General features: G+C 35.0%; 15 protein-coding genes and 2 tRNA genes. 14 read left to right on the forward strand and 3 right to left on the reverse strand.

Features of this window, described 5'->3' with window-relative positions; genetic code table 11:
- Positions 1-264: 264 nt before the first annotated feature.
- The 10 genes from DR871_RS01185 to DR871_RS01230 all read left to right on the forward strand — a co-directional run bounded on the left by DR871_RS01185 (position 265) and on the right by DR871_RS01230 (position 9,597).
- Positions 265-1,242, forward strand: coding sequence for a M23 family metallopeptidase (locus tag DR871_RS01185; RefSeq protein ID WP_113665213.1), 978 nt, complete (start codon positions 265-267; stop codon positions 1,240-1,242).
- 92 nt (positions 1,243-1,334) lie between these two features.
- On the forward strand, positions 1,335-1,667 hold the full coding sequence (locus DR871_RS01190) for a MerR family transcriptional regulator (protein WP_091165014.1): 333 nt from the start codon (positions 1,335-1,337) through the stop codon (positions 1,665-1,667).
- Positions 1,668-1,734: 67 nt separating this feature from the next.
- Positions 1,735-2,322, forward strand: coding sequence for a LemA family protein (locus tag DR871_RS01195; protein ID WP_113665212.1), 588 nt, complete (start codon positions 1,735-1,737; stop codon positions 2,320-2,322).
- A gap of 148 nt (positions 2,323-2,470) precedes the next feature.
- Positions 2,471-2,908, forward strand: a complete 438-nt coding sequence (locus DR871_RS01200) for a TPM domain-containing protein (RefSeq protein ID WP_113665211.1) — start codon at positions 2,471-2,473, stop codon at positions 2,906-2,908.
- 35 nt (positions 2,909-2,943) lie between these two features.
- Positions 2,944-3,717 (forward strand): TPM domain-containing protein, encoded by a 774-nt coding sequence (locus DR871_RS01205; RefSeq protein WP_241258585.1) that lies wholly within the window; start codon positions 2,944-2,946, stop codon positions 3,715-3,717.
- 171 nt (positions 3,718-3,888) lie between these two features.
- Positions 3,889-4,890: a hypothetical protein gene (locus DR871_RS01210; protein WP_113665209.1), complete on the forward strand. Its 1,002-nt coding sequence runs from the start codon at positions 3,889-3,891 to the stop codon at positions 4,888-4,890.
- 223 nt (positions 4,891-5,113) lie between these two features.
- A complete protein-coding gene (locus DR871_RS01215; protein ID WP_113665208.1) occupies positions 5,114-5,527 on the forward strand; it encodes an RrF2 family transcriptional regulator in 414 nt (137 codons plus the stop codon).
- Positions 5,528-5,770: 243 nt separating this feature from the next.
- The gene (locus tag DR871_RS01220; protein WP_113665207.1) at positions 5,771-8,314 is read left to right on the forward strand and encodes a TonB-dependent receptor; all 2,544 of its coding nucleotides are present in this window, start codon (positions 5,771-5,773) and stop codon (positions 8,312-8,314) included.
- Positions 8,315-8,495: 181 nt separating this feature from the next.
- A complete protein-coding gene (locus DR871_RS01225; RefSeq protein WP_113665206.1) occupies positions 8,496-9,239 on the forward strand; it encodes a DUF2490 domain-containing protein in 744 nt (247 codons plus the stop codon).
- A gap of 115 nt (positions 9,240-9,354) precedes the next feature.
- On the forward strand, positions 9,355-9,597 hold the full coding sequence (locus DR871_RS01230; RefSeq protein WP_113665205.1) for a hypothetical protein: 243 nt from the start codon (positions 9,355-9,357) through the stop codon (positions 9,595-9,597).
- 98 nt (positions 9,598-9,695) lie between these two features.
- Here the strand turns inward: DR871_RS01230 and DR871_RS01235 are convergent, their stop codons facing one another.
- Both DR871_RS01235 and der read right to left on the reverse strand, forming a co-directional pair.
- The gene (locus tag DR871_RS01235; protein WP_113665204.1) at positions 9,696-10,487 is read right to left on the reverse strand and encodes an SDR family oxidoreductase; all 792 of its coding nucleotides are present in this window, start codon (positions 10,485-10,487) and stop codon (positions 9,696-9,698) included.
- Positions 10,488-10,566: 79 nt separating this feature from the next.
- Positions 10,567-11,877 carry a ribosome biogenesis GTPase Der gene (der, locus tag DR871_RS01240; protein ID WP_113635069.1) on the reverse strand — a complete coding sequence of 437 codons (1,311 nt, stop codon included), beginning with the start codon at positions 11,875-11,877 and terminating at the stop codon, positions 10,567-10,569.
- A 41-nt stretch (positions 11,878-11,918) separates the two neighbouring features.
- Between der and DR871_RS01245 the strand changes: the two genes are divergently transcribed.
- Complete coding sequence (locus DR871_RS01245) at positions 11,919-12,482, forward strand: hypothetical protein (protein ID WP_113665203.1); 564 nt, start codon at positions 11,919-11,921, stop codon at positions 12,480-12,482.
- Positions 12,483-12,641: 159 nt separating this feature from the next.
- On the opposite strand, the gene era is transcribed toward DR871_RS01245, so the two are convergent.
- Entirely contained in the window at positions 12,642-13,523 is an 882-nt protein-coding gene (era, locus tag DR871_RS01250; RefSeq protein ID WP_113634912.1) for a GTPase Era, read from the reverse strand.
- 117 nt (positions 13,524-13,640) lie between these two features.
- On the opposite strand from era, the gene DR871_RS01255 reads away from it, so the two are divergent.
- The 3 genes from DR871_RS01255 to DR871_RS16370 all read left to right on the forward strand — a co-directional run bounded on the left by DR871_RS01255 (position 13,641) and on the right by DR871_RS16370 (position 14,391).
- A tRNA-Met gene (locus tag DR871_RS01255) sits at positions 13,641-13,713 on the forward strand.
- Between the two features lie 34 nt (positions 13,714-13,747).
- Positions 13,748-13,820, forward strand: a tRNA-Met gene (locus tag DR871_RS01260).
- Positions 13,821-14,217: 397 nt separating this feature from the next.
- The gene (locus DR871_RS16370; protein ID WP_165355293.1) at positions 14,218-14,391 is read left to right on the forward strand and encodes a hypothetical protein; all 174 of its coding nucleotides are present in this window, start codon (positions 14,218-14,220) and stop codon (positions 14,389-14,391) included.
- Positions 14,392-14,440 lie beyond the last annotated feature (49 nt).

A 14,440-nucleotide genomic window follows, 5' to 3' on the forward strand; every position in this document is an offset into this window, starting at 1 on the left:
TTTTACTATTCATTTTTTGCCCCAGATAGCAGTGAAAAGCTTCGAGATTTATACATCTATTTTTTCTTGAGGTGGCAGAGCGACTAGAGGAAGCTCCTGCTCGCTCATTAGAAAAAAAGATTTATAAACGAGAACTTGTAACGAATAGCTGGAATAGGCACATTATTTTATTTATTCCTGAAAAAAGGGTGTAACAAATGAAACATTTCTTAAATTTGTTCGTCTAACCTTTTTACAGTGTGCAAAAATAGGGTATTTTAAAATATGTCGAAAGTAAAATATTATTACGATTCCGAAAATCTAGCCTATAGAAAAATAAAAACACGAAAAAGAATAAAATTTGGTGTTATTATCTTGTTTTTATTGGCATCAGCGTTGTTTGGTTTTTTGAGTTTTGTAGTTTTACTAAATACTCCTTATTTTGAAACGCCAAAAGACCGTTTGCAAGCGCGTGAAATTGAGAATTTGAAATTGAATTATGCGCTGCTGAACAAAAAAATGGATCAGGTAAATGGTGTTATTGAAGCTATTGAGGATAGGGATAATAATTTGTATCGCGTGTATTTTAACAAATCAGCAATTCCAGATTCTATTCGGAAAGCAGGATTACCAGGCAAAAACAGGTATCAATTATTAGAAGGATATGACAATTCACAGTTGGTAATCAATACCACAAAAAGGATTGATGTCCTTGGTAAGGAATTAGCGGTTCAGTCCAAATCATTGGATGTGATTTTGAAATTGGCAGAAGCCAAAAGTGATTTTTTGTCAGCCATTCCTGCCATTCAGCCAGTACGAAACGAAAATTTAAAACAAATGGCCTCCGGTTTTGGTTATCGCACGGATCCTTTTACAAAAGCAAGGAAAATGCATGAAGGAATGGATTTTACGGCAAAAACAGGAACGCCCATTTATGCTACGGGTGACGGAGTGGTAGCAAAAGCAGACAACACCGCTTCCGGATATGGAAATCATATTGTAATTCGGCATGGATTTGGATACGAAACTTTATACGCACATTTGAGCAAATATAAAGCCCGAGCTGGACAACGCGTAAAACGAGGTGACGTTATAGGTTATGTAGGAAGCACAGGAAGGTCCGAAGCTCCACATTTGCATTATGAAGTTTTAAAAGATAAAAAAGTGGTGAATCCGCTAAATTTTTACTATGGAAACATTTCGGCAGTAGAATATGTTGTAATCGCGCAACTGGCAAACCAGGAGAATCAATCATTAGATTAATACAAAAATAGGGTGCAGTGTTCGGTTCGCAATGTTCAGACAAAAAATAGTATACAGTAACAATTCAACTGGACAAAAAATAAAAAACAGATATGCATATTGAATTATCTAAAGATAAAAGATATTACAGCATTGGCGAAGTAGCCAAAGCATTTGACGTGAATGCATCGCTGATTCGTTTTTGGGACAATGAATTTGATATTCTGAAACCAAAAAAGAATGCGAAAGGCAATCGAATGTTTACTCCGGAGGATATCACTAATTTACAATTGATTTATCATTTAGTCAAAGAAAGAGGTTTTACGCTCGAAGGTGCCAAAACCCATTTGAAAGAAGGACAAAAGAAAACCTTGGATAAGTTTGAAATTATTCGAAAGTTAGAAACGATACGCACACAATTAACAAATATTAAAAACGAATTGTAGTCAGCACGGCTACTTACCAATTAATTTTTTTTAAACAATTAAATAATAAACATTAAATTAAGTAAACATGAGAAGATTTTTGCCTTGGATTATTGGAGCGGTTGTGATTTTTGTAATTTACAGCTGGGTTAAAGGAATTAATAATACTGCAGTAACGTTAAACCAAAATGTAGAACAATCTTGGGGTGATGTTCAAACAGCGTATCAAAGAAGAAATGACCTTATTGGGAATTTAGTAAACACCGTGAAAGGTGCCGCTGATTTTGAAAAAAGCACTTTGACAGCAGTTATCGAAGCGCGTTCTAAAGCTACTGCTGTAAAAATTGATCCTGCAAATATTACTCCGGAACAATTAGCGGAATTCAACAAAGCGCAAAGTGGTGTGAGCAGTTCATTATCCCGTTTATTAGTAACGGTTGAAGCGTATCCAGAATTGAAAGCCAACCAGAACTTCTTGAAATTACAAGACGAATTGGCAAGCACAGAAAATCAAATTCTAACGGCGAGAACGCGTTTCAACGAAGCAGTAAAACCATATAACTCTCACATCAAAACGTTTCCAAACAGCTTATTTGCTGGATTATTCGGATTCAAAGAAAAAGCATACTTTAATGCAGTTGAAGGTGCAGATAAACCAGTTGAAGTAAAATTCTAAAGTTAGATTATTAGACTTCTTAGATTTTTAAAAGTCTAAATAAATCAAATTTAAATTGAAGAAACAACCTTTAAAAATTAACGGTTTTTATTGCAGATTTAATAATTCTGAAATCAAAAATCGTTAATTTTAACTCAAAAATATTTCAATGTCAAAAGTAGAAGATTTTTTAACCAAAGAAGAAGAACAAGAAATTGTTGAAGCTATTCGTATGGCTGAAAAAAACACTTCTGGAGAGATTAGAGTTCATATAGAAAAGACAACTTCCATGGATGCGTATGATCGCGCCATGGAAGTTTTTCATGAACTAAAAATGGATGAAACTGAACTTCAAAATGGTGTTTTAATTTACTTAGCGGTAGAAGACAGAAATTTTGTAATTTGTGGTGACAAAGGCATTAATGACGTAGTACAAGATGATTTTTGGAATTGTACCCGAGACATTATGGTGGCGGAATTCAAAAAAGGAGATTTTAAGCAAGGCCTTATCGATGGAATTACAAGAGCCGGAGAACAATTGCAGAAATATTTTCCTTGGTTGGAAGGAGACACAAATGAATTATCAAACGAAATATCTAGAGGATAATGCTATTACAAAAAAAGAATACTACAATTTTCCTAATGCTATTTGTTTGTTTGTTATTCACACAAATTGGCTTTGCGCAATTTACCATTCCTGAAAAACCAACTTTACAGACTTCTGTTTATGATTATGCGAATGTTTTAAGCGCAACAGAAAAAGCACAATTAGAAGAAAAGCTGATTAAATATTCTGATTCTACCACTACTCAAATTGTGATTGTTACCATAGAAACCCTCAAAGGGGAAGATATTGGTATTCTTACTCCAAAATGGGGACAAACTTGGGGAATTGGAGGAACAGCAAAAAATGATAATGGAGTTCTTATTTTATTGGCTAAAGCCGAAAGAAAAATATGGATCTCAGCAGGTTATGGTCTTGAAGATCGATTGACTGCAGGTATTGGTGGAGAAATTACCCGAAACATTATTATTCCAGAATTTAAAGCAGGAAGTTATTACAAAGGACTTGACAAAGGAACGGATGCTTTATTTGATGTTTTCAAAGGGAAATACAAAGGCGAACGAGTTAAAGCAACCAAAGATAAAGGATTGCCGATTTTACCAATTATTATTATTGTCATCATTATACTGGTGCTGATATCGCGAAACAAAGGCGGTGGCAATTCTGGTAACAGAGGTGGCGGAATAGGACCTAGTTTATTAGACGTCATTATTCTGAGCAGTTTAGGCAGAAACAGTGGCGGAGGCGGTTTCGGCGGAGGTTCATCAGGTGGTGGATTTGGCGGAGGCGGTTTCGGCGGTGGATTTGGCGGTGGAGGTTTCTCTGGCGGTGGATCTGGTGGAGACTGGTAAAACATATAAAATAATTAAAAGCTGCAATCGCAGCTTTTTTTGTTTCTAAATAGCACTAAATATTAGTTTTCTTGCCTAAAAGCAACTTCTTTATAAAAAAAATTAAATGTCTTTTTAATTAAATTAGTAGTAACAATTTTATCTTTGAATAAGAAACTAAATTTTTAAATAATGAAAAAATTAAAATTATCGCATGGTATCGTGATCCTAATTTTATGCACTGGATTGCAAAGTTACGCACAATTTAGTGGTTGGAAAGAAAAAGCATTACAAGCAGGCACCGCTTTGGGGGCCAAAAAAATGGGACTTGATCAAGTGCTGAAAAAACCAGAATCGATTACCACTTCATTTGAAGATGTGGACCAAACAGGATCAAAATTACCTGATTTACTAGTAGTCAAAAACGCGCAACCATTGTATTTGTTACCAAAAGCTACTGAAGGTGGTTATGTATTGTGCGATGGTTTTTATGAAATGAGTGCGAAAAGTTATTGTTTAAAAGCAGGTACCTTTGCACCATCTCAAGGCGATGGATACATGTACGCACCTACTCTAGGTCCTAAGCAAGAAATTGTAACTGCTATTTTAAAAAATGGCGAAAAACATCCTGAAATAAAGCAGCACAACATACAAGAATTATTGTGGGCTATTATAGCTAGAGCCCGTTTTGCCGATTTCAGTGGGCAATTGAAACTTACTGCTGTAGCACTATTGAGTACAGCCGAATTAACGCACCTTGAAGGTGGCATGCTAGGTGTATTACCTGCGAGCATTATGAATCAAGCAAAATCAAAACTTCCTGAAGCGGTACAAAATGTTTTTGAAGCCGAAAATAACATTCGACAAATGGTAGCTAATGGCAATTATACCTACGCCGAAATGGAAAAATACGCCATTGTTGCCGGTATGGCACCTGTACGCACGGATATTCCAAGTGGGATTTGGACTTTACACCCAGATGGATACTACATTAGGTATTTTCCCTCTGGTTATGCAATAACCAAAGTACAACTTTATGTTCCCAAAACACTATTGGTTACTGGAAAACGAATTGTTTATAATGCAACTAATGACATTGCATGTCCAGCAAATGTAGGTTCGCAACGACTAGCACAAACAAATGAGCCCTTAAATCCAGATTACACTATTAAATTAAAAAGCACTTGTAAATAAACTTGTGATTTAAGCCAATACAGTAAAAGGATAAAGACTGCTGTACGCCTCTTTATCCTTTTTCAAATTAGCGGTAAGCAATCACAATAATGAAACACACATCATAATGAAACACACATCCTGAAGATCTAAAAACTTCATAAATTAGAGTTGTTTCGTTTAAAAAAACAAGTACCTTTAGCCTAGTTTTTAATAGACTTAAAAAGCGTAATACGAATATCAAATGCTTTCACAAAAAACCAAATATGCACTTAAAGCACTGCTCTATTTAGCAGAACAAGACGTAGACCATATCTCTAAAACAGTAGAAATTGCTGAGGCGGCCTCTATTCCAAAAAAGTTTTTGGAACAGATTTTATTGGATCTAAAACGTGGCCATTTCGTAGGAAGCAAACAAGGAAAATTTGGCGGTTATTATCTTTTAAAATCTAAAAACGACATTACTTTAGCCGATATTCACAGGCTTTTTGATGGTGCAATTGCTTTACTTCCTTGTGCATCATTGAATTTTTACGAACGCTGTTCTGATTGCGTAGATGAATCGGAATGCCTGCTAAGACACGGATTGATTACCATTAGAGAGGAAACTTTAAAGGCCATGCAAGGCATTACTATTGCTTCATTGGTAAAAAAATAAAAAAATATATTTTAAACTCTACTAATTTTACAGAATTAATTATATATTTGCCTCGAATTTAATATATCATTAACAATCCAAATTTAAACGTATGAAAACGTACCGAAGTAAGCTTGCTTTTCTGACTAGGCAATCCCAAAAAAATCGACTAATTATAATTAAAAAAAAGAGTTCTCAAATGATGTGTATGTGTTAGTAAAAAAATTTAAACTAAATTCTACTAATTACATATACTTAATATAAATGAAAAATTCTATAAAAAACATATTTACAATACTATCTATTTTAACATTCTCAATATCATTTGCACAAAACATTGACGGTGTAGTCACAACAAACCAAAACATTCCTTTAGAAGCCGCAAATGTTGTAATAAAAGGAACAACCTCAAACACGATTTCAGATTCTAACGGGAAATTTACAATAGACACAAAAGGAAAACTCCCTTTAACTCTTTTAGTACAATATGTAGGATACAAAACTGCAGAAATAGAAATCACTTCTTTACCAATACCTTCATTACAAATAAATCTTATTGAAGAAAATACTTTGGTCGAAGTGGTAGTTTCTTCAAGACGCCGAATAGAAAAAGTACAAGATGTGCCAATAGCGATATCAGTAATAACAGGAAAACAAGCAGAACAATCTGGAGCTTTTAACGTTAATCGCATAAAAGAACTTGTTCCTTCAGTTCAATTATATTCGTCAAACCCCAGAAATACCGGAATTAATATTCGAAGCTTAGGTTCCCCTTTTGGACTTACAAATGATGGAATCGACCCGGGTGTTGGTTTTTATGTTGATGGCGTTTATTATGCACGTCCAGCGGCAACCACTTTAGATTTTATCGATATCGAACAAATTGAGGTATTACGCGGCCCGCAAGGATCATTGTTTGGTAAAAATACAACTTCGGGAGCCTTTAACATTACTACTCGTAAACCAAGTTTTACTTCAGGTGCAAACTTTGAAGTGAGTTACGGAAATTACAATTTTTTGCAAGCTAAAGCTTCGATTACTGGAGCTTTGAGTTCAAAAATCGCTGGTCGTATCTCGTTTTCAGGTACACAACGTGATGGTTTAATCGATAATATCGCAACAGGAAAACCTACCAATACCCTCAATAATCAAGGAATTAGAGGACAATTGCTTTATACCCCTTCTGAAAAAACTAATATTATATTAGCTGCAGATATCACAACGCAACGTCCAGACGGATATGCACAGGTAGTTACTGGTGTTGCACCTACACAAAGAGCGGCTTACCGTCAATTTGATGCTATTATTGCTGATTTGAATTATCAATTGCCTAGTTTAAATGCGTTTGACCGTAAAATTGACCACGATACACCATGGCGTTCCGGACAAGACATGGGAGGTATATCTCTTAATATAGATACAAAAATTGGAAACGGAACACTTACTTCAACAACAGCTTGGCGTTTTTGGAATTGGGATCCATCAAATGATAGAGATTTTACAGGATTACAAGTATTAGCAAAATCACAAAACCCAACCAGACAAACACAAATAACACAAGAAGTACGTTATGCAGGTCAGCTTACCTCTAAATTAAGTGGTGTGGTAGGTGTATTTTTTATTGACCAAGCATCACAAACAGATGGCACAGAAGAATCTGGTTCTGCACAATGGAGATTTGCACAAAGCACTACCAGTAATTTATGGAAAACACCACGTCTATTTGAAGGATACGGTATCACAACGGATGCTCGCATTAGAGCTTCCAGTGCGGCAGTATTTGGTCAGTTAGACTGGGCAATAACAGAACGTTTACATGTATTACCGGGTTTACGTTATAATTTTGAAAAAAAAGATGCTGATTACAACCGTACCACATACGGAGGACTCCAAACGAATGACCCAGCTTTAATTGCCTTGAAAAAACTAGTTTATACGGATCAGTCTTTTTCATCTAACACAGATAATACTGACTTATCTGGAAATATAACCCTTTCTTTTAAAGCCACTGACAAGATTAATGCATATGCAACTTTTGCAAAAAGCTACAAACCCGTTGGAGTCAACGTAGCTGGATTACCTACTCTTGCCGGACAGCCCATTCTTGAGCTTGCCGTAATTAAACCCGAGGAAGTCAATCATTATGAAATTGGAGTTAAAACAGCACCGTTTAAAAACTCAATATTCAATATAACCTTCTTTAATACCGACATCAAAGATTTTCAAACCAATGTACAGGCAGCTGAATTAGGTGTAAACCGTGGCTATCTTGCTAATGCAGATAAAGTACAGGTAAAAGGTATAGAATGGGATGCCAGTTTTGTAATTAGCAAACATTTGACCATCAATGGAGCAGCTACCTATACAGATGCTAAATATGTTAAATTTACAAATGCTCCCCTTCCGCTAGAAGAAACAGGAGCGGCAGTATCATTCAAAGATGTTTCCGGAACTGCATTACCGGGCGCTTCAAAATGGGCAGGATCTTTAGGAGGTGAACTAACAGACAAAGCCAAATTCTTTGGGAATACAGGAAAAATATTCCTTGGAGTTGATTCTTATGCACGTTCTGAATTCTCTTCAAGTCCATCTGCTTCAAAATATTTAGTAGTTCAGGGTTATGCGCTATTTAATGCTCGTTTAGGTTTCCGTGCAACAGATGGTCTGTCTGTACAATTCTGGGGACGCAACCTTTTAGACAAAGATTATTACGAACAACTATTGCCTGCTGGTGGTAATACAGGACAATATGCAGGTGTATTAGGAGATCAAAGAACGTATGGTATTACATTGAAATATTCACTTTAAAAAACTTTCAAAAAATTAAAATTTGAAACAGCACTCTTAAAAATCAGGTTTTAAGAGTGCTGTTTTCTTTTTTCTAAAACACTATTAAGCTGACAAAGTAAAATACTTTTTAAAAACACAAAACAATACCTATAGGATTTGTAGACTTTATGTAAATTTGCCAAAATTGAAATAAAGCTTCGTGAAAAAATTTAGAGTCATTTTATTCTCACTGCTGTCTGTTCTTTGCCAAGCGCAAACGGAGGAAAAAAATATAGATCACCAAAGTATTCTTTGGTCACGCTATTACAATCAATTGCTGCTAACCGAAAAATGGTCTTTGCATTCTGAATTTGACAACCGAGTTTTTCTAAAACCAGTGCAAGAAAACTTATATGTCATCCGAATTCAAGGTCGCTATAAAATCAATGATCATTTAGAGACTGGTGCTGGCTTTGCTTATTTTTCTGTTGATACACAAGTCCCTGAAATTAATCCTGATTACAATACCCCTGAATACAGAGGACAGCAGGATCTTACTTGGAAATTAAATGCTAGTAAAGTAACGCTTATACAACGTTTTCAAGTAGAAGAGCGATTTATTCACAATGCTGATAATGTAAAGTTGCTTCCTGGCACCACATTTTTTTGGAGATTCAGATACAGACTCCAAGGTGACTATGCTTTTTGGAAAAAAGAAAAACAGTTATTAAAAGCCGTACTGTCTGATGAGATAATGTTCAATTTTGGAAAAAAAATAATTAAAAATACGTTTGATCAAAATAGAATTTACGTTGCCATACACTACGGTCTAAATAGCCATTTAGCATTCGAACTCGGGTACCTAAACAGTTTCCAAAGAAGAAGCAATGGAATCGATTATTTCAACAGAGACATTATCCGCTTCAGCATTTTTCATAAAATTAAAATCTCAAAAAAAGTATAAACAGCATTTATAATTTGCTAGAGATAAATATTTACAATAATTTTAAATATTGATTATCAATGCATTAACTAATTTTTTAGAATTCGTGCCGTAACTTTATTTAAAAGATATAGCCATGAAAAATTTTGCAATTAAACTCGTGTGGTTCACTACCATTTATGTTTTTGTTTTTGCCGGTTTATGTCAAACTAATGTTGCTTTGCCGGTAATAATGACGTTATATTGCGTTGGCATGCCGTTAATCCTCTTTATGGTTTACACCGTGCTAACTGATGATTATAAAACTACAAAAACATTCAAAGATTGGTACGGCGACCATCCAATGGAAACATTGGAAAAAGAAGAAGAAGAAAGTTAATCATTTCAATCCATTTTAATCCAAAAAATCCCGACTGCTCGGGATTTCTTCGTATTTTACAATACTATAATTATCAATTTGAACTATTGAAATTCAGATTATCTAACTTTACTTTGCAGAACAAAATGATGCAACCACTTAGGAAAAAATCGTTTCAAATAAGCGCCTAGAACTTCCTTGCCGCCAATATAGACTTCAAATTTTTCAGACTCAACTGCTTTCACAAATTTTGTAGCAAAAAGACTTGTTGGCATTCCATTTTGAGTTGCAGTATCATCTATATTTTGTTTAGATCCGTCTGCCGTTAAGGCATTTTTGGCCACATTCGTTTGTATAAAACCGGGACAAATTAAGGTGACATTGATATTGTCTTTTTGATGTTCCATTCTCAAAACATCAAAAAAACCATGTAAGGCATGTTTTGCACCACAATATCCGGAACGGTATGGCGACCCAAATTTTCCCATCAAACTGGTTACAGTAACAAAATGTCCTTTCTTATTTTTGATAAAATGAGGCAATAAAGCTTTTGTCAACGCAACTGTACCTAGATAATCTACTTCAATTAGTTTTTTATCTACTTCAAAATCGGTGTCAGCAATCAGTGAGCGTTGGCTAACACCTCCATTATTCACTAGAATATCAATTTTTCCAAAGGCAGCAATAGCATTTTCTACCTGATTTTTAGCATTGTCAAAATCAGACAGATCAAAAGGCAAAATCACAACTTCCGCTGTTGAACATTTAGATTTCACAACTTCTAAAGCTTTTATGTTCCGTGCCGAAAGAATGAGTTTGCAATTCCTCCCAGCCAATTCATACGCTAAAGCCTCTCCTATACCACTGGAAGCACCAGTAATCCAAACAATTTTGCCATTTGTTGAATTCATTTTTTTTATAAAAATAAAAAAAGTTTATAGAGCTTTTACAAACTCAATAAACTTTCTAGTGTGATTACGGAAATAAAGATTATTTCTCTCTAATATAGATATCGATTGGTACTCCTGAAAAGTCCCATTTTTCTCTAATTTTATTTTCCAGATAACGTTTGTACGGTTCTTTTACATATTGTGGCATATTGGCAAAAAATACAAATTGTGGTGTCTGTGTTGGCAATTGCATACAATACTTGATTTTTACATACTTCCCTTTTGTTGCTGGCGGCGGATATGCTTCAATCACTTTCAACATAAATTCGTTGAATTTTGAAGTCGCAATACGTTGTTGTCTATTCTCATACACTTTTACGGTTGCTTCCAATGCTTTCAACAAACGTTGTTTTGTTAATGCTGAAACAAAAAGAATAGGCACATCCGTAAATGGCATTAATTCTTTTTTAATTTTCTCCTCATAATCTCTGGTAGACATGGTTTCCTTTTCAACCAAATCCCATTTATTTACAAGAATTACAACTCCTTTACGGTTTTTCTCAGCTAACCAAAATATACTTTGATCCTGACCTTCAAAACCACGAGTGGCATCAATAATCAAGATACAAATATCAGCATGTTCAATCGCACGAACGGAACGCATTACAGAATAAAATTCTAAATCCTCTTTTACCTTAGCTTTACGACGGATTCCCGCAGTATCTACCAAGTTAAATTCGAAACCAAAACGGTCAAACTTCGTATCAATTGCATCACGGGTTGTACCTGCAATATCCGTTACCATAAAACGCTCTTTACCAATTAATGCATTGATAAAACTTGATTTACCAGCATTAGGACGTCCTACCACTGCAAAACGAGGCAAAACTACTTCTTCTTGAACTGGTTCTGGTTTTACAGGAAAAGCATCAATCAATGCATCCAATAAATCTCCAGTTCCACTCCCTGAAATACTCGCAAATGTATAATATTCACCTAAACCCAAGTTATAAAACTCAAGAGCGTCTTTCTCACGCATCGCATTATCTACCTTGTTTACCGCTAAAAGAACTGGCTTAGTCACTTTACGCAATAAACGCGCAACAACATCATCCATAGGAGTAATTCCCTCTTCTACATCAACCACAAAAATGATAACATCAGCCTCATCAATAGCAAGTTCCACTTGTTTACGGATTTCTCCTTCAAAAACATCATCAGAACCACGCACATATCCGCCGGTATCAATTACAGAAAACTCTTTTCCGTTCCACTCGCTTTTACCATAGTTTCTATCTCGGGTCACCCCGGATACTGAATCTACAATAGCTTCTCTTCTTTGTATCAGCCTATTAAAAAGGGTTGATTTCCCTACATTAGGTCTTCCTACTATCGCAACAATGTTATTCATAATATAAATTCAAATATTTTGCAAAGGTAGCATTTAAAACCATGAATATCTATTTTTTTGATATATTAGCAAACCCTTATCCTTTTAATACTTACAAGTTTACTACTATGGACGCTAATAAAGAACTCAGACTTCGATTGCGATTTTACAAAGATGTTCCGCAAAACATAGATGCTTTACGTGTTAAATTCGCTAATTACGCTCAAATTGAGTCAAAAGATTACTTTATAAAAATACGGGGCTATCACATTTGGCTGAACATAAAAGGTCAAAAAAAAGCATATTGGTCACCTCATTTGCACATAGAAATGGAATCAAAAGATCAAAATGAAACTCATATCCGAGCATTATTTGGCCCTGACCCAACCTTATGGACACTTTTTATGTTCTTCCATTTTATAATTGCAGGAATATTTTTGATTTTTTCTGGAATTGCTTACACTGATTACATTCTTAAAAACGCAATTACATTCGATTTAGTAGTGATAGGATTAATGATTTTCGCCTGGTTTCTACTCTATATTGTAGCCAAACAAATCCGAAGCAATGGTCACGACCAAATGAATGATCTGGAAAACATATTCTTGGAAATTATCGAATCTTAGTTTTCTTAGGAGCAATTCCAGCTCTCCGCTATATCTTTAGTGCAGTCCCGATGTTTCGGGACTGCACTAAAGGATGCCGCTGCTATCTGGGCTAAAAAAAAATCAATATCGAAAGTTGAATTCCAATATTGATTTTTCAAAAAAAAGGACCAGCAAAAATTACTGGTTATAACCAAAACGCTTCAACATATTTGCGTTGCTTCTCCAGTTTTTATTCACTTTTACATACAACTCAATATGTATTTGCTTGCCAAAGAATTTCTCTAAATCAGCGCGAGCATCCATTCCTACTTTTTTCAAAGCGGCACCTTTATGCCCAATGATGATTCCTTTTTGTGTATCGCGTTCCACCATAATCAAAGAACGGATTCTAATGATGTTTTCATCTTCAAAAAACTCTTCAGTTACAATTTCTACTGCGTATGGAATTTCTTTGCTGTAATTCAATAATATTTTCTCACGGATGGTTTCATTTACAAAGAAACGTTCCGGTTTATCTGTCAATTGATCTTTTGGATAATACGCAGGTGATTCCGGCAACAATTCAATGATTCTTCCAAAAACTTCTGGAACATTAAAATTTTGCAAAGCTGATATTGGAAAAATTTCGGCATTAGGAACTTTCGCAGTCCAAAAAGCCACTTGCTCTTCGAGTTGTTCTTGGTTTGAATTATCTATTTTGTTCAATAATAACAGAACAGGAATTGTAGCGTGAATGATTTTATTAAAAAAAGCTTCGTCTTTCAATTCTTGTTCTCCAATTTCCACCATATAAATCAGAATATCAGCATCTTCAAACGCGGATTTAACGAAATTCATCATAGAAGCCTGCATTTCGTAGGCTGGCTTGATGATTCCCGGTGTATCCGATAAGATCAATTGAAAATCTTCCCCGTTTACAATTCCTAGAATTCTATGACGTGTTGTTTGTGCTTTTGAAGTAATAATTGATAACCGTTCTCCAACAAAGGCATTCATTAGTGTTGATTTCCCAACATTTGGGTTTCCTATGATGTTTACAAAACCTGCTTTATGTGACATTTCTATTATAATTTATTGTGCAAAGGTAGACATATCAAGTCAATAGACGAAATAAAACATTTTTTAAAATTTTTGTTGGAAATACGGAAATTCGTTGTACATTTGCACCCGAAACAACGCGGGATAGAGCAGTAGGCAGCTCGTCGGGCTCATAACCCGAAGGTCACAGGTTCGAGTCCTGTTCCCGCTACTAAGTAGCCTTATTGAGATTACAAAACGCACATCGCGGGATAGAGCAGTAGGCAGCTCGTCGGGCTCATAACCCGAAGGTCACAGGTTCGAGTCCTGTTCCCGCTACTAGAAAAGCTTCAGAGAAATCTGGAGCTTTTTTCATTTAATACCTTTGATAAATTTGTTTTTTTAGAATTTGTAAAATCTTTTAAACTCAAATAATAGAAGAAAACGTATTACATTTAAAAGCCAAAACGTTATCAATACTACCTTTCGGAATTATATATATGATCTCTTTACCCCTATTAGGAATCCTTTTGGCACAAACTGGAGTACAAAATAGCCTCCTGATCTATATTCTCGCTTTTACCCATACTATGCTTTCTGCAATTGTTTTTATTTAGATTGTTTTCCGGCACACTACTTCTAGAACTTCGAAATGAGACAATTAAATGGATTAGATATAGAAACCAATTTATAGTTCGTTTAAGCCTCAAACGATTATTTTGAATGATAGTAATCAATGGAAACATCAAGAGGAAAAGGTATTGACCGACTCAAAATTTATCTAAAGAACACTAAAAAAATATACATTGAATTGGATAATCTTTCAAATTCAACTAAGAATTATGAAATGGTAAACAAGTTTAAAAACTTCCTGACTGCTAACAGGATGAAAAAAGATATTCCTTATTAATATTTTTTAGAAATAACAAAAAAACCTGTGGAGCAAGTCACACAGGTTT

This window comes from Flavobacterium petrolei (assembly GCF_003314435.2).
Taxonomy (GTDB): Bacteria; Bacteroidota; Bacteroidia; order Flavobacteriales; family Flavobacteriaceae; genus Flavobacterium; species Flavobacterium petrolei.